A 22,869-nucleotide genomic window follows, 5' to 3' on the forward strand; every position below is an offset into this window, starting at 1 on the left:
GGGAAACTAACCGGGCCGGCCACTTCGAAAGCCGCCGGGCGGGTCAATTTTAACGCTACTGCACGCCCAGCGGCAGCTCCACCAGCACGCTGGTGCCGCCGCCCGGGACGCTCCGGATGTCGAGGGTGCCGCCGTGGCGCTGCACGAAGGCCTTGCACAGCAGCAGGCCCAGTCCCGTGCCCGTGCGCGGCCCGATGGGGCTGCTGGGCGTGGTTACGGCACTGTTGCTGAGTACTTCCGCCACAAGGTTGGCTGGCATGCCGCGGCCCGAGTCCGTAACGGTCAGCAGCACCGATTCAGACTCGGGCATGGCCGCGGCCGAAAACTGCACCGTGCCGCCGGACGGGGTAAACTTCAGGGCATTACCGACCAGATTGCGCAGAATAGTGCGGGTCATGTTCTGGTCAGCCCAAAGCGTAAGGCCGGGCGGGTGCAGGGCTTCGAGCGTAATCTGCTTGGCCTCGGCCGTGGTCTGGTAGAGCTGCTGGTTTTCGGCAAACAAGTCGGCCACGTCCAGCTTTTCGGGCCGGTAGGCCAACTCTCCGGTCTGACTTACCGCCCAGTTGAGCAGGTTGTCGAGTAGGTTATTCAGGCTTTGGGCCGACTGCCGCACCAGGGCCGGCAGCCGCTGCAGGCCGTCCTCGTCCTTGCGCTTGAGGTAGAAGCCAATCAGCTCCGTGACGCCCACAAACGAGGTAACCGGGCCGCGCAGGTCGTGGGCCACAATGGCGTAAAGCCGGTCTTTGGAGGCGGCCATCTGCCGCAGCTCGGCGGTGGTTTCCTGCAGCACCACGTTGTTGGCCGCCAGGGCGGCTCGGCTGCGCCGCAGCTGCCAGTACAGGAAGCCGAAGCCTAGCAGGCCTAGCACCAGGGCGGCAATAGCGCCCCAGAGCACCTGGTTGCGCATCTTCTGCAGTTCGGTCTGCTGAGTCAACAACTGAATCTGCTGCTCGCGGTCCTCACTGTCGTAGCGGCTTTGCAGGGCCGTGAGCGTAGACAGGCGGCGGCCGTTATTGAGCGAGTCGTTCAGGGCCACGTAGCGCTCCTTCCACTGATAGGCTTCCTTGTACTGATTCTGATGGGTTGCCACCTCCGCCAGCAAACTGTAGGCATCCAGGATCCGCTCTTTATTTTTACCCAGCCGGGCCTGGCGCAGGGCTTCCCGGGCCAAAGTTGCTGCCTGCGGTACCCGCCCACGCTCCAGTTGCATCAGGCTCCACAGCTCCAGGTTACCGGCCTCAAAGCGGGGCTGGCGGGCTTCTTGGGTAATGGTCAGCGCCTGCCGGATCAGCTGCTCGGCCTGGTTGTAGCGCTTCGCGCCGAAGTGGTAGGTACTCAGGTTGGCCAGGTAAATGGACTCGTGGATGCGGTTGCCATTGCGCCGGGCCAACGCCAAGGCTTGGTCGGTATAGCGCAGTGCCTTGGGAAACTGGTCCAGAAAAAAGTAGAAGCTGGATAAGTTGCCATACAGCAGCAACTGGGTCGAGGGCAGCACGCCCGGTCGGCCTGCTAGGCGCAGGGCTTGGCGGTAGTGCCGCCCGGCGCTGGCCGTATCGGCGCGCTCGTGGTGCACGGCAGCCATGTTTGCGTAAGCGCGCACCAGTCCGTCAGTGTCGTTGAGGCGGCGGGCCAGGGCCTGCGACTCGGCGTAGAGCTCTAATGCATGAGCCCCATCGGAAAGCACGGCGTAGCAACTGCCCAGCGTGGCCAGGCTGTGCATCAGGCCGCGCTGGTCGTTGAGGCGGCGGGCCAACGCCACGGCCTGCTCACCGTAGCTCCGGGCCGTATCGGGCACAATATCGTGGAGGGCGTAGCTAAGCGAGTCGAGCACCCGCACCCGGCGCGGCGAGTTTGGCAGACGGGCTAAAAGCTGTTCCCGGCTTGTGCTGCCCGCTGGCCGCTGGGCCCAAAGTGACTGACTGGCAACCAACAGCAGCAGCAAGCACGGTAAAAAACGCCGCATCAAATCGAGGAATAGAAGAGAGGGCGTAAAAGTAGTGCTTCTTACCTTACTATGCGTGTTGAAGATAGTACTTTTACGTGAAAAGCTCCGCTATAGCTACCCCTGGCAGCTGGGCTATACAAAGCAGAACCAGCGCTGCCGGGTCTCTAGATGAGAGTTGCGCAGAAACTCGGCGACCGGGGCCAGATTCGTTAGCAGAGAGGTTAACACGATTACCTGACCCGAGGCCAGATGCAGCCGCAGGAAGTTGTAGTTGCTCCAGAATAGGCGGGGCGAGCGACAGGTCACGTACTCGACCCGCACCAAGTCCCGCTGGGCGAAGGACAACAGTTCTTTGTTCTCGTAGACTTCCAGCCGGTTTTGCTTGGGGTCGAAGACCAGGGTAGTATGCAGGTTGTGGGCGTAGTACTGGGCGTGCAGAATCAGAGCCGGCACCGAGAAACCTAGAATAACGGCTGCCAGTGCCGTGAGCAGCACTAGTTCATAGGCCGTAAGCGTGCCCAGGTACAGAAACGAAATCAGGAAGGGCAGGCCCACGCTCATGCACAGCAGCGGCCAGAACAGCAGATAGAACTGCCGCAGGAACGTAGGCCGGTAGATCCGGCTGGCTTTGGTGAAAAAGCCGGTAATAAAGCGCAGCCCAAACACGATGGCGCACACGGCCAGCGTGAATTCAAGCAAAGGCCGCAGAAACGGAAACAGCTTCACTGCTTACTTCACCTCAATCCAGGGCTCCCCGGCTACGTGTGGACGCAGGGTACCAAACGATTCCAGTTGCAGGCCATACTGCTCAAACACGGCCTGGACCGCGGCCTGCCCGCCGGGCTCTACGCATACCAGCAAGCCGCCCGAGGTCTGGGGGTCGCAGAGCCACTGGCGCTGCTCGTCGGTTACCTGCCCGATTTTGTGGCCATAGCTGTCCCAGTTGCGCACGGTGCCGCCGGGCACGGCTTTTTGCTGGCGGTACTGCTCGGCTTCGGGCAGCAGGGGCACTTTGCTAAAGTCTACTTCGGCGGTCAGGTTGCTGCCCTCGCACACCTCAGCCAAGTGGCCCAGCAGACCAAAGCCCGTCACGTCGGTCATGGCGCGCACGGCCGAAAGCTGGCCCAGATCGTAGCCAATTTTGTTGAGCTGCATCATGCTTTGCGGAGCAATCTGCTCGTGTTCGGGCAGCAGAATGCCCCGTTTCTGGGCCGTAGTGAGCATGCCCACGCCTAGGGGCTTGGTCAAATACAGCTCGCAGCCGGCCGTAGCCGTGTCGTTCTGCTTCAAATTCTTGATGTCGAGCATACCGGTTACAGCCAGGCCAAAAATGGGCTCAGGTGAGTCGATGCTGTGGCCACCGGCCAGCGGGATGCCGGCCTCGGCGCAGATGCTGCGGCTGCCTTCAATCACGCGGCGGGCCACTTCGGGCGCCAGCTTGTCGATGGGCCAACCCAGCACGGCAATGGCCATGACGGGCCGCCCGCCCATGGCGTAGACGTCGCTGATGGCGTTGGCCGAGGCAATGCGGCCAAAGTCGTAGGCGTCGTCCACGATGGGCATGAAGAAGTCGGTGGTGCTGATAATGGCCTGCCCGCCGCCGATGTCGTACACGGCCGCGTCGTCGCGGCTGCTGTTACCGACCAGCAGCTTGTCGTGCTCGGGCTGCACGATGCTGGTGTGCAGAATCTGGTCGAGCACCTTGGGCGCAATTTTGCAGCCGCAGCCCGCGCCGTGGCTGTACTGGGTCAGGCGAATTTGCTCGGTAGCAGTGGTCAGTTCAGAAGACATGAGGCAGGAAAGTCAGGGTTGGCGAAGATAACCGGTAGAAGAAGCAAAGCTCCCGGAAAAATAGGCTTAGGATGTAAGGCAGCTAGTAGCGGTACGAAGTAGGCTACCACACCCAGGTGCAGAATACGTACGTCATCCTACTAAAGAGGTGGGCGCCGGCCGCAAGTCGTCGCCCTTTTACCCGGGTCAGGTCTGCGGGTTGTCGGCACTGGAGGGCATTGGGTAAAACTAGTTTCTACTAGGGCGAAAGCAGGGGCAGCCGCTACAGCTTCCACTCAGCCTGTTGCAGCACCACGCGGTAGCCGTCTGGGTCTTCAAAAGTGCAGCCCTGTTGGTCCCAGTACACATTGTAAGACGGCACGGGCGGGTAGCCGTGGTCTTGCAGGCGCTGCACCGCCGCCTGCCACTGAGCCGCATCGGGCAGGTAAAATACCAGCAGGTTATCGGCCGTAGGAGCCCGGCCCACGGTATGGCCGGGCTGGTGCGTAAACTCCAGGTGGTAGGGGGCCTCCGGCAGCCCGAGCATCACGCCGTCGAAGCCGTTGTGTGCCGTAAAATAGGCTAGCTCCGTAAGGCCCAGCCCGTCGCGGTAGAAGCGCACTACAGCCGCCAGGTTGTCGGTGGGGCGGGCCACGCGCAGCTTAGGAATCAGCATGCAACCGGGACGTTTGGGTTAAGTCAAGCAATCCGGCGTGCTGCGTAGCAGCCAGTACCAGGTCGGCATTCACCCGCGGGTCGCAGGTGTCGGACGGAATCCGGATTACCTGGCTGTTGGTTTTGTTGTCGAGCCCGAAGCCGTAGGTTTTGTCGTAGTAAGAGAGGGCAATGTCGACCATCTTCTCCATGTCGCCGGTTTCAATGGCGGCCAACGCTTCCTTGGTCGCCAGGCCGCCCAGCCGCTTGCTGATGCGTTGAATGGCTTCGGCCAGCTGCAGTGGGTCTTCCTTGCCGTACTCGGCGGCCAGCTTGCGGGTGCGTATTTCCCTCGGAATATTGAGCACCAGCAGGGGAGCCGCGCGCATCTGCTCAAACAGCGGTTTGGGAATAGTCAGGCGGCCGATAGTCAGGCTTTCATCCTCCAGCCAGGGCGTCACGGTCGTTGGCAGCTGGTTTAAGACCAGGGCCAGGTTGTTCTCGAACTGCTCGGGTGTGGGCTGGGGCGGCAAGCCGATGGCGCCGAAAGAAGAGCCCTTATGATTTGCCAGCCCTTCCAGGTCCACGATGGTTTGGCCGCGCCGGGCCAGCTCGTGCAGCACGTCGGTTTTGCCCGAGCCCGTAAGTCCGCCCAGAATAAGCATGGGTCGGGGCTCGGTGAATTGCGCCAAGGCCCAGCGGCGGTAGTCCTTATAGCCTTTATCGAGCAGGTGTACCTTGAAGCCGGCCAGTTCCAGCAGCCAGTGCACAGCTCCGCTGCGCATACCCCCGCGCCAGCAGTGCAGGCGCACTTCCTTGTTGGGAGCCAGCTTCTGGGCGTGCTTCACCATGCGGCTCATCTTGGGCCCGAAAAAGTCGAGGCCGATGTGGATGGCGCGGTCCTGGCTGACCTGCTTATAGGCCGTGCCGATGCGGGCCCGCTCCTCATCCGAAAACAGCGGCAGGCTCAGGGCCCGGGAATATGGCCCTGGGCGTACTCAATGGGCGCACGCACGTCCAGGATGGGGGCATCGGCCGGACCAGTGAGAAACTCGGAAAGCGGAATACGGGGCAAGGTGGGAGGGGTGAGGTGGTAGAATTGTAAGACGGTGAGGTGGTGAAATGGCGAGTTAAATTTCAGGCTGCGCTTGACTGCGCCAAAAGAGCGGCAAACTCACCAACTCACGATTTCACCACCTTACTGCAACTGCCGGCGGTAAAGCTGGATGGTGTTTTCCAGGCCGTAGTACAGCGCGTCGCACACCAGGGCGTGCCCGATGCTAACCTCAGCCAGGCCCGGTAAGTTCTGGTGCAGGTAGGCCAGGTTCTCCAGGTCCAGGTCGTGGCCGGCGTTCAAACCCAGGCCCAACTGCTGGGCCAGCGTGGCGGCTACCGTGTAGGGCGCAATGGCCTTGGCGGGGTCCTGCGGGTACTGGCGGGCGTAATCCTCGGTGTAGAGTTCAATCCGGTCGGTGCCGGTAGCTACGGCAGCTTTTACCATGGCCAGGTCGGGGTCCAGGAAAATAGAAACCCGGCAGCCGATAGATTTAAGCTCGGTAACTACGCCAATCAGATAAATCTGGTGAGTGATGGTGTCCCAGCCGGCGTTGGAGGTAATGGCGTCGGGCGCGTCGGGTACCAGCGTCACCTGCTCGGGCCGCACCTCGCGCACCAAATCCATGAAATCCGGGGTAGGGTTGCCCTCCACATTCAGCTCGGTGGTCACGATCTGGCGCAGGTCGCGCACGTCCTGGTAGCGGATATGGCGCTCATCGGGCCGGGGGTGCACCGTGATGCCCTGGGCCCCAAACCGCTCACAGTCACGGGCTACCTGGAGTACGTCGGGGCGGTTGTGGCCACGGGCATTCCGCAACGTGGCTATTTTATTTATGTTTACGCTAAGTTTCGTCATGAGAGAAGGCGAAAATCTGACTCCAAAACGGCCAGCGTGGGTCATTAATACGCGGCCAGTCGGAATCTACGGGTTCCAGACATTTACTACTACAAACTTATGGCTCTGAAGGAAACCATCGACGCGGATATCAAAAAGGCTATGCTGGCCAAGGACAAAGTTCGGCTCCAGGCCCTGCGCAGCATCAAGTCGCAGATCATGCTGGCCGAAACGGCCGAAGGCGCCCACGGCGCGGCCCTGACTTCCGATGCCGAGCTCAAGCTGCTCAACAAAGCCGCCAAGCAGCGTCGCGAAGCCGCCGAGACGTACCAGAAGCAGTTCCGCTCCGACCTGGAGGAAATCGAGTTGGCCGAGCTGGCCATCATCGAAGAGTACCTACCCCAGCAGCTTTCCGAAGCCGACGTTGTAGAAAAGCTCGTGGAAATCATTCAGCGCGTGGGCGCTACCGGCCCTTCCGACCTGGGCAAGGTAATGGGCGTGGCTGCCCGGGAGCTGTCTGGGCAGGCCGATGGCCGCATGATTTCCCAGGTGGTCAGCAACCTGCTCAACAACACGAATGTCTAAACGGTGAACTTGTGAGATGGTGAAATGGTGAGTTTGTCGTTCCATCCGCGCAATTCCGCGCAATTCGCGTCACCAGAACATTAACTCACCATTTCACAATTTCACCACCTCACCGTATGTCCGGCTTCGATATTCTGCTGCTGATTCCGCTGGGTGTGGGTGCCGTAAAGGGCTTCCGGCGCGGACTGGTGCTGGAGGCGGCTTCCCTGCTGGCCTTCGTGCTGGGCATTATCGGTGGGCTGGCCTTGCTCAACGACGCTATTCCGCTGGTGCGCAATTACGTGGGCGAGGCCTTCGGGCTGCTGCCCATCGTGGCGTTCCTGCTGGTGTTTGTGCTCATTACCTGGGGCGTACATCTGGCCGGCAGCTTCGTCAAAACGGCCGTGCACCTGACGCCCCTGGGCATGCTCGACAACCTGCTGGGCGGGGCCGCCGGGGCGCTAAAATGGGTGCTGGGCATCAGCCTGCTGCTGCACGGCGTAGGCTTTGCCGGTCTGAAGCTGCTTTCACCCACGGTCGTCGCCGATTCGCAGGTGCTACCCGTGGTGCAGCAAGCCACGCCCTTTGCTCTCGAAATAGTGGGCTTTGCCATGCCCTTTGCCACCACGCTGCTGGAGCAGCTGCGCGGGGTGTTTTAACCATCCGGGGCCCTTGACGGTTAAAGTGTATTCTGGCCACGGTGGTGAAAATACTCCGGCCGCTGCCAACCTCCGAGCCGGAAAATTGCTCCGTACGCTACCATGCGCCTGCTGCTGCTCGACAACTTCGACTCATTCACTTTCAACCTGCTGGATTACTTTCAGCAGCTTGGGGCCCAGGTGCAGGTAGTGCGCAACGACGTGCCGCTAGCCGAAATCAGACAATACGACTTCGACGCCATCGTTCTGTCGCCGGGGCCAGGCACACCCGGCAAGGCGGGCTGCCTGATGCAGGTCATCGAGGAATACCACCAGCGCGTGCCCATGCTGGGCGTGTGCCTGGGTCATCAGGCCCTGGGTGAGTTCTTCGGAGCCCAGCTCCAGCGGGCAGCCCGGCCCATGCACGGCAAGGTGTCGGAAGTAGCCGTGGCCGCGCCCGACCCGCTGTTTGCCGGGTTACCGCCGCAGTTTTCCGTCACGCGCTACCATTCATTGATTGTCAATCTATTACCCCTGATTTAAAGCCACTGGCTTATACCACCGATGCGGCGCACGAACTGATGGGATTCCGCCACCGTACCTACCCTTCGTACGGCGTCCAGTTTCATCCCGAAGCGCTGCTCACTTCCCACGGGCTGGCCTTACTCAGCAATTGGGTCAAGTGTTGTATCATTGCAAAGGATGGTCACTCAGCCCTAGCCGGCTTCGAAATCTCCCCAGAAGATGGAATTGCAGATTAAGGAACAGAACGGTTTTCAGTATGTAGAAGAAGGCTCCGGCGAGGTGCTGCTGCTCTTGCACGGCCTGTTTGGCGCCCTGAGCAATTGGCAGGACGTCATTCAGGAATTCGGCTCCGACTACCGGGTAATTATCCCGCTGCTGCCCATCTACGACATGCCCTGACCCAGGCCGGGGTGCCCGGGCTGGTCAATTATGTGGAAGAATTTCTGCGCGAAATGCGCCTGGAAGAGCCCATGACGGTGCTCGGCAACTCCCTCGGCGGCCATATTGCCCTGGTCTATACCCTGCGCAACCCCAAGATGGTGCAGCGCCTGGTGCTGACCGGCAGCAGCGGCTTGTTCGAAGATTCCATGGGCGGCTCTTTCCCGAAGCGTGGCAACTACGACTTTGTGCAGGAGCGCGTGGCCTACACCTTTTACGACCCCCGCATTGCTACCAAGGACTTGGTGGATGAGGTGTTCAACGTCACCAACTCCAATACCAAGGTGTTGCGCATTATCAACATTGCCCGCTCGGCTCAGCGCCATAACCTGGGCAAGGAGCTGACCAAGATTACCGTACCCACGCTGCTGGTCTGGGGCCTGAACGACACCATTACGCCCCCGGTAGTGGCCCACGAGTTTGAGCGGCTGCTGCCCAACAGTGAGCTGCATTTTCTGGACCACTGCTGCCACGTGCCCATGATGGAGCGGCCGCAGGATTTCAACCTGTTATTGCGGCAGTTTTTGCGTCGTACGGCCCTGGAGCCCGCTCTGTCGTAAGTACTCCAAACAAAATGCCCCTTGGGTGCTTATTGGCGCCCCACCGCTTAAGTTTAATTCTGGCTTTCAGTTCTTTCCGCCCATGCATTCGATGATTGCTGAAGACTTGCTCAACCAAATGATTCCGCCGCTCAAGGTGTCGGACTCAGCCGGGAAGGCGGCCAAGTGGCTGGAAGAATTCCACGTTGGCCAGCTGCCCGTGCTCGACAACCGCCTTTACCGCGGCCTGATTACCGAAGCCGACCTGCTCGACCACGAGCACCCCGATGAGCCGCTGACCAACGTGTCGTTTGGCTTCGCCGACGTGCACGTGCAGCGCGACCAGCATTTTTACAGCATCATGGAGCTGGCTATCCAAAATAAGTTGCAGCTCGTGCCGGTGCTCGACGATAAGCAGGAGTACCTGGGCGTGGTAACCGTGGGCGACACGCTGGCCGCTTTTGGTCAATTGCCCATTGCCGCGGGCCAGGGCGGTATCCTGGTGCTGTCGATGGAGGAGCGCGACTACTCCCTGACCCAGATCAGCCGCTACGTGGAGGAAAACAACGCCAAAGTTCTCAGTGCCCACGTAGCCCAGGACGAGCACGACCCTTACAAGATCCGGCTGACTCTGAAGCTCAACACGCCCAACATGGCCCGCATTACGGCCACCCTGGAGCGGTTTGGCTACGTTATTACCGCCCAGTTTAGCGGGGCCGGCGAAGTAAGTGAGGACGAGCAGGAGCGTTTCGACGGCTTACTCAAATACTTGAGCCTGTAGGTAGACTTTTACATTTCGAGTGTTGAATCCTGAACCGGCGGCTTCGCCCCATTGCCCCTGTGCCTCTTCATTCCAACCGAAACGGCAGTTCAGCATTCACCAGCTAACCCGCAAGATTCTGCCAGTCTTTGCTGGCCTGCTCATACTGCTGCTGGGCTACCTGCCCGCCGCGGCTACCCCCGTGCCGCCCGATTCCGTCCGCCGCGCCCCGCTCGACAGCCTAGTGCGGGCTCAGTGCCCTGGGTATCCGGTTTTGCGCGTGGCCTCCATTCTCTTTGTGGGCAATGAGGTTACCAAGGAGCGGATTCTGCGGGCCGAGCTGGATTTTCGGGAAGGCGACACTGTTTCGGCTCCAACCCTGACCCACCGCCTCGAAGCCAACCGCCTCCGGGTCTTCAACCTGCAGCTGTTTCACCACGTCCTGACCCAGGTAGTGTGCCGCAATGGAGAATTGACGGTGCTTTTTAGCGTGCAGGAGCGCTGGTACACCTTCCCGGTTCCCATTTTGTCTCTGGCTGACCGCAACTTCCGGTCCTGGCTCGACCGGCCCGACCGTTGGCGCCGCGTGGATTACGGCCTGCATGTGGAGCGGAAAAACTTTCGGGGCGCAACGAAGAAATTCGGGGTAATCTGCAGCTGGGCTTCAACCGCAAGTATGAGCTCTTCTACGATACGCCCGGCTATGGCAAGCTGCGTCGCCTGGGATTTGGGGTAGGGGGCTCTTATTACCGGAGCCACTCCCTGGATTATGCTACCGTCGAAGACCGCCTGCAAAACTTTCGCGACGATACCGGCTTTCCCATCGAGCGGCGCTACGTAACGGCCGGCCTGCGCTGGCGCCACTCGGTGCAGCGCCGCGCCCTGCTGGACGTATCCTACCACCGCGAAACAATTTCTGACTCCGTAGTGCGCCTCAACCCGGATTACTACCTCACCGGAAGCCGCCGTGACTTTGTGGACATTGCCCTGACGGGTATTTTCAACTACCGCAACACCTTTGCCTACCCGCTCACTGGTCACTATCTGCAGCTCAGCCTGATTCAGCGCCTGTTTGTTACCTCTGCCCCGCCCATCACCACGCTCCGGGCTCAGGTAGCCAAATATGTGGACCTAGGTCATGATTTCTACTACAATATTGGCCTGCAAGGGCAGGTGCGGGTTGGGGAGCGAATTGCCTACGTCGACAATCGGGCCTTAGGCTATTCGGAGTTGGTGCGCGGCTACGATCAGTACGTCGTCGACGGGCGACACTACGGCTTGGTGCAGCAGGGCATTTCGTACCGGCTCCTGGATGCGGGGCGCCTTAAACTAGGCGGCATCAATAACCCCAAAATCAACAGCATTCCCCTGGTGCTATATTTAAATACATTTGCCGACGCCGGTTACGTGGCCAGCCGGGGTGCCGAGCGTGGCAGCCGGCTGCCCAACCGGCTGCAGGCGGCCGTAGGCATCGGTTTGCACCTGGTCACGTATTACGACCGGGTTATAACCCTGGAGTATACCCGCAATGCCCTCGGGCAAGGCGGGTTTTTTCTGCGTACCGAATTTCCCATCTAGCCCTGGCTGGCCGCCGGCCGCCGGTTAAGTTTCTGTTATGAAAATCGCGATTCTCGGCAAACCCTTCGATGAGGAGACGGTGCCGTTTCTGCAGGCTCTGCTCGACGACCTCGTTGCGCGGGGCACTGAAGTAATCATCGTGGAGTCCTTCCGTACCTACCTCGATAACCGCCTGCGCCTGCCGGAAAGCATCGGCACGTTCCGGCGCGGCGACTCCCTGCGCGACGTGCAATTTGTTTTCAGCATCGGCGGCGATGGTACTCTATTGGATACGGTAACCTACGTGGGCGCCCTGCAGATTCCAATTTTAGGTATCAACACCGGCCGGCTGGGCTTTTTGGCCACCATCACCGTAGAGCGCATCGCCCAGGCCATCGATGCTCTGTTCAAAGGCCACTTTGTGGTGGAGGAACGCAGCCTGATTCGGGTGGAAACTGATCCGGAAGTTTTTGATGGTATTAACTTCGGCCTCAACGAGTTTTCGATTCTGAAGCGCGATACGTCCTCCATGATTGTGGTGCACACGTATATCGACGGCGAGTATCTGAACTCGTATTGGGCCGACGGCCTGATTGTTGCTACGCCCACCGGCTCCACCGGCTACTCCCTGAGTTGCGGCGGACCAGTAATGTTGCCTCAGACCAACAATTTTATCATTGCTCCCGTATGTCCGCACAATCTGAATGTCCGTCCGCTCATCGTCTCCGACCGTAGCGTGATTTCCTTCGAGATTGAGGGTCGCAGCAATAACTTTCTGCTGTCCCTCGATTCGCGCTCGGTAGCCGTCGACGCGGGTATTCAGATTGCGGTCCGTCGCGAAAACTTTGCGGTCCGTCTTGTCAAGCTCAACCATGTTAACTTTCTGACTACGTTGCGCAGTAAGTTGAACTGGGGTCTGGACAAGCGGAACCCGGCCGGTATCTTGCTCTAATACATTGACTTTTTCTTGTATTTCTTTTTTAAGTTCCCGGCAACCTCTACTTTTGTCATCAACTGAACTCGTGTCCATACGGATTTAACGACGCTCACCTTCTTCGCATATCCTTAATCTCGCTCAATATGAAGCAACTCTTCACCAACATCTTGGCTCTGCTGCTAGTGGTTTCGCTGGTCGCCACAGAGGCGAGTGCGCAACAGTTTAGTAAGCGGAAGCAGTACAACTCTGTCGGCGTAAGCATCAATGCGATGAACTACTTCGGTGACATCGTGCCGAAAGCCAGCATTCCTAGCTTGCGTTTTGCTGCAACTCGCCCTAACATCGGCGTAAACTTCACGCACCGCTTTGCCCCCCGGATTTCGGCGCGGGTTGCCTTCGCCTACGGCCGTATCACCGGCGATGACGAGAAAGCTGCCGACAAGACTGATCCGGACGCTCGTTTCCGCTACCACCGCAACATGAACTTCCGCAACGACATCCTCGAACTGTCGGCTGTGGGTGTGTTCGACCTGATTGCCAACCGTAACAACTATATCAAGCGTCCGGACTTCGTTCCCTACGTATTCGCTGGTATCGGTGTGTTCCACCACAACCCCAAAGGTCTGGTGCGCGGCGGTAACACCGCTGGTGTTTCGGAAGGCTCGTATGTGAACCTGCAGCCCCTGCGCACGGAAGGTGTTGACTACAGTCTGACCGGCCTTTCGATTCCTTTTGGTGGTGGTGTTCGTTACAAAGTCAACAAAAGCTTTGATATTGGCCTCGAAATCGGCTGGCGCAAGACCTTCACCGACTACTTGGACGATGTAAGCGGCAACTATGTGGATCAGAACACGCTGGGCAGCGCTGAAGCCAAGTACTTCGGTGGCGGCATCACCCGCACGGACGACATCACGGCTAACACGCCTTACACGAACTTCAATGCTCCCGGCGAAATGCGCGGTAAGGGCAATGAAAAAGACTGGTACATCGTTACGGGTCTTAACGTAAACTACATTCTCGCCCCGCGCGTTAAAAGCCCCAAATTCCGATAGCCTGCTTAGGCTGGCTGTCGATTCAAACTCACAGCTAGTCTAATGACGCATTCGAATCCCTTCAAAACACTCCTTGTTTGCTTTGTGCAAGCAGGGAGTGTTTTTTTTGCTTTCTCCGCCGCTGCTCAGAATACGAGTGAACTTGGTATTGGCATCGGGGCATGGTGTACAAGGGGAGCTTGCCCCGGCTTATAAGTTTAATAACAACCGCCCGGCCGCCAATATTTTCTACCGCAAGGATATATCAGCGCCAATCACGCTGCGCGGTAGCTTTCTTTGGGGCTTGGTGCGGGCCGATGATGCCAACGTGCAGGGCGTTAATGGCAACGTGGCTCCGCTACCCGCTTACCGGCAAACCAACGTAAAAGGGAATATTCTGGAAGCAGCGGCGGCCGTGGAATACAACTTTTTCGATTACCGTAACCGCAAGGAGAAAATACACTTCACGCCCTATGTTTTTGTGGGCGTAGCAGGTTTTCTGGCCCGCACCCGGACAATCAGCAATGCTGGTCTGGAGCAGCTGGAAAAAGAGGGGGCACGCTGGGCGTAGCCATTCCCGCAGGCATTGGCTTCAAGTTGGCCTTGTCGCCGCGCTGGAACCTGGGCTTAGAAGCCGGTGCTCGCAAAGCCTTCACCGACGAACTGGACCACCTGGGTACGCAAAACCCTTTGCTGGTGAATACGCACGACCAAGACTGGTATTTCTATAACGGCTTGAGCATTTCTTATACCTTCTATAAAATTAATTGCCCCGATTCCTACAAGGCGAATCCTAAGTTGCTGCGCTAGAAGTCGGATGGGCGGGGGCTTAATGCAACCATTTGCGTAACTTGCAGCCTCTTTACGCAAAAAGTACTGATGGCCGCCCGGTCCGAACTAGACACTCAGAATATTCCTGCCCACGTTGCTGTCATCATGGACGGCAACGGCCGTTGGGCCAAAAAAAAAGGTGGGCTCCGCATTTTCGGGCACCAAAGCGCTATTACGGCGGTTCGGGAAACGGTTGAAGGTGCCGCTGAATTAGGTGTTCAGTACCTGACGCTCTATGCCTTTTCTACCGAAAACTGGGCCCGACCTAAGCATGAGGTAATGGCCCTGATGCAGCTGCTGGTTCACACCATTCGGCAGGAAACGCCTACGCTTCTCAAGAACAGCATCCGGCTTGAGTCAATTGGAGACGTTTCTAGCTTGCCCGAGTCCTGTCAGCGGGAACTGCGCGAGTCGAAGGAACTTACCAAAGGCGGAACCCGCATGACGCTGGTGTTGGCGCTGAGCTACAGTGGCCGCTGGGACCTGACCCAGGCAGCCAAGCAGTTGGCGGCGGATGTGGTCCGGGGTGCAGTGCAGCCCGAACAAATAACCGAGCAGACCATAACCGGCTACCTCGCCACGGCGGGCATGCCCGACCCGGAGCTGTTGATCCGGACCAGTGGGGAGCAACGCATCAGTAATTTCCTGTTGTGGCAGCTCGCCTACACCGAACTCTACATTACGGAGGTACTGTGGCCGGATTTTCGGCGCGAACACCTCTACGACGCCATCCAAGCCTACCAGCGCCGGGAGCGGCGCTTTGGCAAAACCAGTGAGCAGCTAACCGTTTCGTAAGTTTTTCGAATGATTTCTTTCCAGAATAAATTTTTACTGCTGCTAACGGTGCTGGCTCTGAATGGAGCGGCTTCCGCGCCCGAGGCGTGGGCCCAAGTCTCTACGGCCGTTAGCGGGGAGCCCCAACGCTACGAACTCGGCGGAATTACCGTCAGTGGGGCTTCTTATCTAGATACCAATACGCTTATTGGCCTAACGGGTTTGAAAATCGGTGACCCGGTGACGGTGCCCGGCGAAGAAATAGGCAAAGCCATCCGCCGCCTTTGGGACCAGGGCATTCTGGGTGATGTAAGCGTTTCAATTGCGCGCATCGAGGGCAACAAGATTTACTTGGACTTCAACTTGAAGGAGCGGCCCCGCTTGTCAAAGTTTGAGTTTACCGGTATCAGCAAGGGCCAGGCTGATGATCTGAAAAACAAGATCAAGCTGATCCGAGGCAAAGTAGTCACGGACGCCTTGCTCAACAATACTAAGTCCCAGGTGCGGAAGTTCTACACCAACAAGGGCTTCCTGGATGCTAAGGCCACTATCACACAGACGCCCGATTCGAGCCTGTCGAATAGCGTGGTGCTGAATATCAGTGTGGACAAGGGCAGCAAGATTCGCATCAAGGATATTGCTTTCGAAGGCAACGAAGCTTTTTCGGACAAGAAGCTCAAAGGCAAGCTGAAGAAGACCAAGGAGCGCAAGTCCTATAAGTTTCTGACTTCTGGCAAGTTTCAGAAGTCCGAGTACGATGCCGACAAGGAAAAGCTGTTGGAGTTCTATAACTCCCAGGGCTACCGTGATGCCGCCATTGTATCGGACACGCTGATACGCACCGAGGAAGGCCTCGCGCTGCGCATCAAGATGGATGAAGGGCCGAAGTACTACTTCCGCAACATCACTTGGAGCGGCAACTACCTCTACGATAACAAGACACTGGCCTCAGTTCTGGGTATCAAGGAGGGAAGCGTGTACAGTAAAGAAACGCTGGACAAGCGCCTGAACTATAACCCGACGGGCCAGGACATCACCTCGCTTTATATGAACGACGGCTATCTGTTCTTCCAGATTGAGCCTGTCGAAACCAAGGTGGAAGGCGACTCTATCGATATTGAAATGCGCATCAGCGAAGGTGTGCAGGCCCGAATCAAGGAGGTTAATATTGCCGGCAACACTAAAACCAGTGACCATGTACTGCGCCGGGAACTGCAGACCCTGCCCGGCGACAAGTTTAACCGGGAACTGCTGATTCGCTCCCAGCGCCAGATTGCTACCCTGGGTTACTTCGACCCGGAAAAGATTGGTCTGAACCCCGTGCCCAACCAGGCCGAAGGCACCGTGGACATCAACTACACCGTGGTGGAGAAGCCATCCGACCAGATTACCCTCTCGGGCGGCTGGGGCGGTTACGCCGGCTTCATTGGTACCGTAGGCCTTGTGTTCAACAACTTCTCGTTGCGCAAAGCCAGCAGCCTACGCAACTGGACGCCAGTTCCGGCCGGCGACGGCCAGCGCCTGGCTCTGAACGTGCAGGCCAACGGTTTGCAGTACCAGGCCTATTCGTTCTCCTTCACCGAGCCTTGGCTGGGTGGCCGCAAGCCAAACTCGCTGTCCTTTAGCCTGAACAAGAGTATTCAGCGCGTGGGCACCAGCCTGGATGCCAATAATGACCAGTCCATTAAGGTGAACAGCGCCTCGCTGGGCCTGGGCCGTCGTCTGCGCGTGCCGGATGACTACTTCACGTTGAGCAATTCGCTGTCGGTAAGCCAGTACAAGCTGAAGAACTACCCCTATATCCAGGGATTTGCTAACGGTACCGGCAACGCTACCAACATTACTTTCAACACGACCTTGTCGCGCAACAGCATCGACAACCCGACTTATACGCGTCGGGGCTCGTCGCTGGCGCTGAGCGTAAACCTGACCCCACCATATTCTATTTTTAAAGGTTCGCACCCGAGTGTGAACGAGTGGGTTGAATTCCACAAGTGGATGTTCGATGCCTCGTGGTTTACGCCCATCGTCGGCAAGCTGGTACTGAATACCCGGGCCCACTTTGGCTTTATCGGTACTTACAACTCCAGCCGGCCAATTGGTCCCTTCGAGCGGTTCAAGCTGGGCGGTTCGGGCCTGGGTTATGGTGGCTCGTCCAATTTCCTGGTGGGTACCGAATACGTAGGCCTGCGCGGGTATGATGACCCGAACGACGCCAACGCTATTCAGAACCCTAACTCCAGCGGCGGTGTTGCTTACAATAAATACGTACTGGAAATGCGTTATCCAGTGTCGCTGAACCCGGCGGCTACGGTGTACATTCTCAGCTTCGCCGAGGCTGGTAATGCCTTCGAAGCCTACAAGGACTACAACCCCTACAAGCTTTACCGCTCGGTTGGCGTTGGCGCCCGGATTTTCATGTCGGCATTTGGTTTGCTTGGTTTCGACTACGGCTATGGTTTCGACGCGGTTCCCCGGTACTCCTCCGGGCAGGCGCTTCAGGACAAAGGCCATTTCCACTTCATCATTGGTCAGCAGATTCGCTAATTGTTTGGCGGTCTGCCCCGCCGCTACACAACTATCTACTTGACATGAAAAAGCTCCATTCCCTGCTGTTGGGCGCCCTTCTGCTACTGACGGCTCCGGCCGCACTGGCCCAGAAATTTGGCTACGTTGACTCTGAGTTCATTATGGGCAAGATGCCGGCCTATTCCCAGGCGCAGCAGGAACTGAATACATTATCGGCCAACTGGCAGAAGGATATCGAGAGCCAGAAGAAGGACCTGGATAAATTGTACCGCAACTACCAAGCGGAAGAAGTGCTCCTGACCGAGCCCATGAAGAAGAAGCGTCAGGACGAGATTCTGAAGAAGGAGCAGGATGTAAAGGCCTACCAGAACAAGATTTTCGGGTACGAGGGTCAACTGTTCAAAAAACGCCAGGAGCTCACCAAGCCCGTGCAGGATCAGGTGTTCGAAGCCATTGAGAAAGTAGCCAAGAAAAAGCAGCTGGCCATCATTTTCGACAAAGCCGGCGACCTGACGATGCTGTATACCAACCCAACGCATGACTACACGGAATTTGTGATGGAAGAATTGGGTTTAGCATCTGAAGACCGGAACCAGCCGGGCCAAAAAGGTGCCGTCCGCACTGTGACGACTCCGAAAACACCCGCTGGCGACGAAACTGCCACCGACACAGATGCCGGTGCAGCCCCCGCCACCAAGACCCGCCAGCCTACCAAGGCAACAAATACGCGGCCGGCTAGCCGAAAAAATTAACTTTGCCCTTGCAACCTAACTTTCTGAAAGTTTCCCCTTAATGAACATCATGAACAAAATCCGTCTTGCCCTAGCTGTAGCCGTTCTCACGTTCAGCACGGCCACCTCGGCCCTGGCGCAAGCCCTCTGAAAATTGGTTATACCAGCGTAGAATACGTTCTGAGCCAGATGCCGGAGAGCCGGCAGATTGAATCAGATTTGAAAGCTTACAGCTCCCAGCTCGAAGCCCAGCTGAAAAGCAAGTACGCCGACTACCAGGCCAAGGCTGAAGCTTACCAGAAGGGTGCTTCAACGATGACTGAAGTAGTTCGTGCCGATAAAGAGAAAGAGTTGACTGGCCTGCAGAACTCCATCCAGGAGTTTCAGCGCAGCGCCGACCAGAGCCTGCAGCAGAAGCAGCAGACCCTACTGAAGCCTGCCCTGGACAAGCTGCAAAAGACCATTGACGCCGTCGCTGACGAGAATGGCTATACTTACGTGCTGAACTCCGATGGTGCCAGCCCAGTGTTGCTGCACGGCCCTAAGGAAGGTGACATTTCGGACCTCGTACTGAAGAAAATGGGTGTTACGCCCGGTGCTGCCCCCGCTGCCAAAGCTGCTCCGGCTACTACGCCAGCCGCCACACCGGTTAGCACGCCTACCAAAACCAAAACTAAATCGAAGAAGTAAGGTCACTCGCTTTTTCGAAGCCGAAAGCCGGAGCGTTGCGCTCCGGCTTTCTTGTTTCCATTATTTCTTAAGAGCCCCACATGACTGCCCTGTCCGACTCTTTATTGCCCGACCCCGACTTGCCTGATGACGAGAACGAGGAAGGAGATGAGCTTTACGAACACCACCGAATTCGCGTCGACCGGGGCAAGAACTGCTGCGCCTCGACAAGTTCCTGATGAACCGCCTCTCGAATGCGTCGCGCACCAAGATTCAGAACGCCATTCGGGCCGAAGCCGTGCAAGTGAATGACAAGGTAGTTAAGTCCAACTACCGGATTAAGCCGCTCGATGTGATTACCATCACGCTGCCCGAGCCGCCGCGTGATGTAAAAGTGGTGCCCGAGCCCATGGACCTCGACATCCGCTACGAGGATGAGTCCTTGCTTCTTGTGAATAAGCCGGCAGGCTTAGTTGTACATCCTGCCTTTGGCAACTGGAATGGAACACTGGTCAACGGCTTGGCCTACCACCTCAGCAACCTGCCGACTGGGCGTAACGGTGAAATTCGGCCCGGTCTGGTTCACCGCATCGATAAAGACACTTCTGGACTACTGGTTATCGGCAAAACGGAGTGGGCTATGACGCACTTGTCCCAGCAGTTTTTTCACCATACCATTGAGCGCACTTATTTGGCGCTGGTGTGGGGCATTCCTAAAGAAGCGCAAGGCACGATTACAGGCCATATTGGGCGCAGCCTAAAGGACCGGAAGGTGCAGGCAGTATATCCCGAGGGTGACCAGGGAAAGCACGCTGTAACGCACTATAAAGTGCTTAAGACGTTTCGCCACGTGGCTTTGCTGCAGTGCAACCTAGAAACCGGCCGTACGCATCAGATTCGGGCTCATATGAAGCATATCGGCCACCCCTTGTTCTCGGATGCTACCTACGGCGGCGACAAAGTGCTGTACGGGCAGCGCACTGGTTCTTACAAGTCTTTTGTTGAGTCGACATTTGCCGTAATGCCCCGGCAGGCACTTCACGCAAAGTCTCTAGGCTTTGTGCACCCAGTTACCGGCGACACTATGCAGTTTGAGGCTGAGCTGCCCGCTGATTTTGTAGCTGCTTTGGAAAAGTGGGAGCAGTATGCTGCCCAGCACGCATAAGGCAATACTTAACCATAAAAAAAGCCTGCCTCATATACGAGGCAGGCTTTTTTAGTAATAAGCTTAGTGCTTACTTTTTCTTAACGGGCGCTTTCGTGGCCGTCTTAGGGCGCGTCATGCTGTCAACTACAGACTTAGCATTCTGGTTGCTGGGGTCCAGAGCCAGTACCTGCTGGTAATAGGGCAGAGCAGCAGTCTTGTCGCCTTTCTGGTAGTAGTAGTAGCCCAGGTAGCTGTTTGCCTCTACCAAGCCGTCCTTGTACTTGGCTGGGTCAGCTTTGGCCACTTCTACATATTTCTCATAGTAGGGCTTAGCCAAGCCTTGCTTGGAATCCGGGTCCATGCCGTAGTTGGCCTGGGCACGCATCAAGTAGCCGGGAGCGTACGTTGGACGAGCCGTCAGTACTAGGCCGTATAGGCTGTCAGCTTGTGCGTACTGCTTGTTCAGGCTGTAGGCCCGAGCCAGCAGTACCTGATCCGTCAGACCACCCTGGCCCTTCATTTTGGCCTTATAGGTCGAAATGGCCATTGGGTAGTTCTTAGCACCCAGATAAGCGGTGGCTAAGTCATTTTGCAGATCCGTGTTGGTAGGATCAGCAGCAATGGCTTTCTGCAGCATGGCAATGCCCTGCTCACCTTTGCCACCTTTGGCCAGCATCTTGGCATAGTACACGTTGTCCTCCTTAATGATTTTCTCAGCAGGGGTAATTTTCATGTACTTGTCCATGGCCGCAATAGCCTCGTCATTTTTGCCTACTTCGTACAACGAATAAGCCTGCAGACGATTCATGGTCACGTTGTTGGGCTCCCGGGCCAGTACTTTCTGGATTTCAACCAGTGCTTCTGGGTACTTCTTGGTCAGGAACAGGAACGAAGCATACTTGGCATCCGTGTCGGAAGACTTTTCAGCCAGGCTAGTGTACTTCTGGAAGTTCGACAAAGCCTCGTCGTACTTGCCAGCGTAGAAGTAGGTTTCAGCCAGGGCGTTGTAAGCAGGAGCGTAGTTAGCATCCAGGGCAATGGCCTTCTGGAACGCGTCACGGGCTTCGTTGTAGTTGCGCGAACGAACGTTCAACTGACCTTTGCGATAATAAGCCAGTACGTTGTTAGCATCGGCCATCACAGCACGGTCGTAGCTGTTCATAGCTTCGCCACCACCGTTTTCCTGCTTCAGGTAAATGTCGCCACGCGCAATCATCAGCGCTGGCTCATCCTTGAGCTTGTTGGCTTTGTGAGCTGCCTCCACGTACGACAAGCCTTTCGACACGTCTTTTACGTCAGACTCAGCATACGCCTGAGCAATCATGGTGAGGACCTTGGCATCTTTGCCTTTGGTAGCCTTCACTGCGTTATCAAACTGAATCTGAGCTTCAGCAGCCTTGCCTTGAGCCAAAGCTGCCCGGCCAGCAGCTACCATGGTCGTAGCATCTTTGGGGTTCAGCGAAATGCGGTTGAAGTAATAGGCAGCCGAGTCGGGCATGTCGCGCATCTGGTACAGACGACCCAGCTCAAAAGAGGTTTCATTCGAGGCACCCTGCCGGAGCAAAGCCGCACGGGCTTCGTTGTAACGGCCGAGTTCAATCGATTTCTGGGGAGTCGTTTGGGCAAAGGCGGCGGAGCCGGAAACAGACAAGGCAGCGAGGAGCGAGAGCTTCCAGGGCTTGAAGTTCATGAGCAAAAGATTTGGTGGAAAGCGTTTTTAATGGAAAGACAAAAGAGGAAGGCTAGCGTTTGTTGGTATCAATGATACGCATCTGGCCCGTTGCTGGTACCAGCCCCGATTTGAGGACAATCAACTGACCTTTGTTGCCTGCGGCAAAGGATGCAAAACCGGTGCCAAGCCCAGCGCGGGCTTCCCGGCTAATCAAATACACCTCCCGGCGCAGTGGATACGTTTTTAAAGCCAGATACGCCTGGTAAGGCTGCTGGTAGTCATCGATACTTTGTGGGCTGGGTTTGGCACTTACGCCCACAATCCGCACTTTCTTCAAAAAGCCCTGTACCGATGCGTCATCCCGGTCACTGATCCAGTTAACACCAATTATCCCAATAGCATTGGGATGACTAGCAACGTAATCTAGCAGGGCCGGGTTCGATTTGGCAGCAAAAACCCGCTTGGTGAGCGGAGCACCCTTAATCAAGGAATCCTGCACAAAGCGCGTAGTGCTGGAGTGGTTAGTATCAAACACCACGTTGATTTCACCCAGACCTTTCCTGCCACTCACCTGGGACCACTGCTGCAGCTTACCAGTGAAAATCTCCTGTAGCTTGGCCACCGTCAGCAGCGAGTCGGCATTGCTGGGGTGCACCACAATGGCAAGGCCATCGGTAGCCAGGCGGGCAATACGCGGTACAATTTTGAGGCGCTCAAATTCGGCCTGTTCCTCGGCATTCAGCTGACGGGTGACAACGGCCACGCGCACTTTGTTGTTCATCAGATCCTGCATGGCCTCAGCCTCGGGCTTGTAAGAAGCCGTAATCCTTGCTGCCGGATATAGTTTCTGAAACGTGTCAACCTGGGACTGCAGAATGGGCGCAAACGTTTCGTCGACGCTGATGCTTAAAGCACCGCTGGTTGGCGTATCGGAAGTATCCTCCGTCGGGCCCTGGTACTGATTACAGCCAGCCAATAAAAGGCCGCTCAGCAGTAGGGAGAAGCCGGCTGAATGTGATTTAGCGCGCATTGTGGTTTCTGTTGCTTTGGAAATGCTGGCGGTAGGTGCGGACAAATCTAATGATTCCGTAAAAGATGAATACCGCGCCCAGAATGCGGCGGGTAGTGGTGGGTAGCGTAAACACATTGGCCTGGGGAAGCCACATCATAATACCGAGACCGGTATACACAAGGGCCATCACCAGCGTGAAGTACGGCACCAGCCCCGGGAGGAGCTACTGTTGAGGCGTTCTTCGGTAGTGGGACG

General features: G+C 57.2%; 23 protein-coding genes and 2 pseudogenes. 16 read left to right on the forward strand and 9 right to left on the reverse strand.

What is annotated here, in order from left to right; translation table 11 throughout:
* Positions 1–55 precede the first annotated feature (55 nt).
* The 7 genes from MUN79_RS07555 to MUN79_RS07580 form a co-directional block, all read right to left on the reverse strand.
* Entirely contained in the window at positions 56–1,963 is a 1,908-nt protein-coding gene (locus MUN79_RS07555) for an ATP-binding protein (RefSeq protein WP_244677114.1), read from the reverse strand.
* Between the two features lie 114 nt (positions 1,964–2,077).
* Positions 2,078–2,644, reverse strand: coding sequence for a PH domain-containing protein (locus tag MUN79_RS07560; protein ID WP_244677115.1), 567 nt, complete (start codon positions 2,642–2,644; stop codon positions 2,078–2,080).
* Between the two features lie 30 nt (positions 2,645–2,674).
* Entirely contained in the window at positions 2,675–3,736 is a 1,062-nt protein-coding gene (selD, locus tag MUN79_RS07565) for a selenide, water dikinase SelD (RefSeq protein ID WP_244677116.1), read from the reverse strand.
* A 262-nt stretch (positions 3,737–3,998) separates the two neighbouring features.
* Entirely contained in the window at positions 3,999–4,391 is a 393-nt protein-coding gene (locus MUN79_RS07570; RefSeq protein WP_244677117.1) for a VOC family protein, read from the reverse strand.
* Complete coding sequence (gene mnmH, locus MUN79_RS07575; protein WP_311136760.1) at positions 4,378–5,340, reverse strand: tRNA 2-selenouridine(34) synthase MnmH; 963 nt, start codon at positions 5,338–5,340, stop codon at positions 4,378–4,380. The genes MUN79_RS07570 and mnmH overlap by 14 nt, the downstream gene beginning before the upstream one ends.
* Complete coding sequence (locus tag MUN79_RS29905; RefSeq protein WP_262923005.1) at positions 5,337–5,444, reverse strand: rhodanese-like domain-containing protein; 108 nt, start codon at positions 5,442–5,444, stop codon at positions 5,337–5,339. Before MUN79_RS29905 ends, mnmH begins: the two co-directional genes overlap by 4 nt.
* Before the next feature lie 123 nt (positions 5,445–5,567).
* Positions 5,568–6,281 carry a pyridoxine 5'-phosphate synthase gene (locus MUN79_RS07580; protein ID WP_244677118.1) on the reverse strand — a complete coding sequence of 238 codons (714 nt, stop codon included), beginning with the start codon at positions 6,279–6,281 and terminating at the stop codon, positions 5,568–5,570.
* Positions 6,282–6,380: 99 nt separating this feature from the next.
* Between MUN79_RS07580 and MUN79_RS07585 the strand changes: the two genes are divergently transcribed.
* The 16 genes and pseudogenes from MUN79_RS07585 to MUN79_RS07655 all read left to right on the forward strand — a co-directional run bounded on the left by MUN79_RS07585 (position 6,381) and on the right by MUN79_RS07655 (position 19,948).
* Entirely contained in the window at positions 6,381–6,845 is a 465-nt protein-coding gene (locus MUN79_RS07585; RefSeq protein ID WP_244677119.1) for a GatB/YqeY domain-containing protein, read from the forward strand.
* Positions 6,846–6,961: 116 nt separating this feature from the next.
* A complete protein-coding gene (locus tag MUN79_RS07590; RefSeq protein WP_244677120.1) occupies positions 6,962–7,483 on the forward strand; it encodes a CvpA family protein in 522 nt (173 codons plus the stop codon).
* A 102-nt stretch (positions 7,484–7,585) separates the two neighbouring features.
* A pseudogene (locus tag MUN79_RS07595) lies at positions 7,586–8,223 on the forward strand (anthranilate synthase component II).
* A complete protein-coding gene (locus MUN79_RS07600; protein WP_244677121.1) occupies positions 8,207–8,386 on the forward strand; it encodes an alpha/beta fold hydrolase in 180 nt (59 codons plus the stop codon). Before MUN79_RS07595 ends, MUN79_RS07600 begins: the two are co-directional and overlap by 17 nt.
* Positions 8,308–8,985 carry an alpha/beta fold hydrolase gene (locus tag MUN79_RS07605; protein WP_244677122.1) on the forward strand — a complete coding sequence of 226 codons (678 nt, stop codon included), beginning with the start codon at positions 8,308–8,310 and terminating at the stop codon, positions 8,983–8,985. Before MUN79_RS07600 ends, MUN79_RS07605 begins: the two co-directional genes overlap by 79 nt.
* A gap of 91 nt (positions 8,986–9,076) precedes the next feature.
* The gene (locus MUN79_RS07610) at positions 9,077–9,745 is read left to right on the forward strand and encodes a CBS domain-containing protein (protein ID WP_244677123.1); all 669 of its coding nucleotides are present in this window, start codon (positions 9,077–9,079) and stop codon (positions 9,743–9,745) included.
* Between the two features lie 19 nt (positions 9,746–9,764).
* A complete protein-coding gene (locus MUN79_RS07615; protein ID WP_244677124.1) occupies positions 9,765–10,460 on the forward strand; it encodes a POTRA domain-containing protein in 696 nt (231 codons plus the stop codon).
* Between the two features lie 879 nt (positions 10,461–11,339).
* Positions 11,340–12,233, forward strand: a complete 894-nt coding sequence (locus MUN79_RS07620; protein ID WP_244677125.1) for an NAD kinase — start codon at positions 11,340–11,342, stop codon at positions 12,231–12,233.
* Positions 12,234–12,361: 128 nt separating this feature from the next.
* Positions 12,362–13,270: a DUF6089 family protein gene (locus tag MUN79_RS07625; protein WP_244677126.1), complete on the forward strand. Its 909-nt coding sequence runs from the start codon at positions 12,362–12,364 to the stop codon at positions 13,268–13,270.
* A 136-nt stretch (positions 13,271–13,406) separates the two neighbouring features.
* Positions 13,407–13,820, forward strand: coding sequence for a DUF6089 family protein (locus tag MUN79_RS29910; protein WP_262923006.1), 414 nt, complete (start codon positions 13,407–13,409; stop codon positions 13,818–13,820).
* A gap of 32 nt (positions 13,821–13,852) precedes the next feature.
* Positions 13,853–14,059, forward strand: a complete 207-nt coding sequence (locus tag MUN79_RS29915) for a DUF6089 family protein (protein WP_262923007.1) — start codon at positions 13,853–13,855, stop codon at positions 14,057–14,059.
* 126 nt (positions 14,060–14,185) lie between these two features.
* Complete coding sequence (uppS, locus tag MUN79_RS07635; protein ID WP_375378213.1) at positions 14,186–14,875, forward strand: undecaprenyl pyrophosphate synthase; 690 nt, start codon at positions 14,186–14,188, stop codon at positions 14,873–14,875.
* Positions 14,876–14,884: 9 nt separating this feature from the next.
* Entirely contained in the window at positions 14,885–17,401 is a 2,517-nt protein-coding gene (gene bamA / locus MUN79_RS07640) for an outer membrane protein assembly factor BamA (protein ID WP_244677128.1), read from the forward strand.
* 44 nt (positions 17,402–17,445) lie between these two features.
* Positions 17,446–18,135, forward strand: coding sequence for an OmpH/Skp family outer membrane protein (locus MUN79_RS07645; RefSeq protein WP_244677129.1), 690 nt, complete (start codon positions 17,446–17,448; stop codon positions 18,133–18,135).
* A 168-nt stretch (positions 18,136–18,303) separates the two neighbouring features.
* Positions 18,304–18,804 carry an OmpH/Skp family outer membrane protein gene (locus MUN79_RS07650; RefSeq protein WP_244677130.1) on the forward strand — a complete coding sequence of 167 codons (501 nt, stop codon included), beginning with the start codon at positions 18,304–18,306 and terminating at the stop codon, positions 18,802–18,804.
* A gap of 80 nt (positions 18,805–18,884) precedes the next feature.
* Positions 18,885–19,948, forward strand: a pseudogene (locus MUN79_RS07655) (RluA family pseudouridine synthase).
* Positions 19,949–20,018: 70 nt separating this feature from the next.
* Here MUN79_RS07655 and MUN79_RS07660 read toward each other — a convergent pair.
* Both MUN79_RS07660 and MUN79_RS07665 read right to left on the reverse strand, forming a co-directional pair.
* Entirely contained in the window at positions 20,019–21,620 is a 1,602-nt protein-coding gene (locus tag MUN79_RS07660; RefSeq protein WP_244677131.1) for a tetratricopeptide repeat protein, read from the reverse strand.
* A gap of 52 nt (positions 21,621–21,672) precedes the next feature.
* Complete coding sequence (locus MUN79_RS07665; RefSeq protein ID WP_244677132.1) at positions 21,673–22,632, reverse strand: PstS family phosphate ABC transporter substrate-binding protein; 960 nt, start codon at positions 22,630–22,632, stop codon at positions 21,673–21,675.
* Positions 22,633–22,869: the final 237 nt, after the last annotated feature.

The sequence above is a fragment of the Hymenobacter cellulosilyticus genome, from assembly GCF_022919215.1.
GTDB lineage: Bacteria > Bacteroidota > Bacteroidia > Cytophagales > Hymenobacteraceae > Hymenobacter > Hymenobacter cellulosilyticus.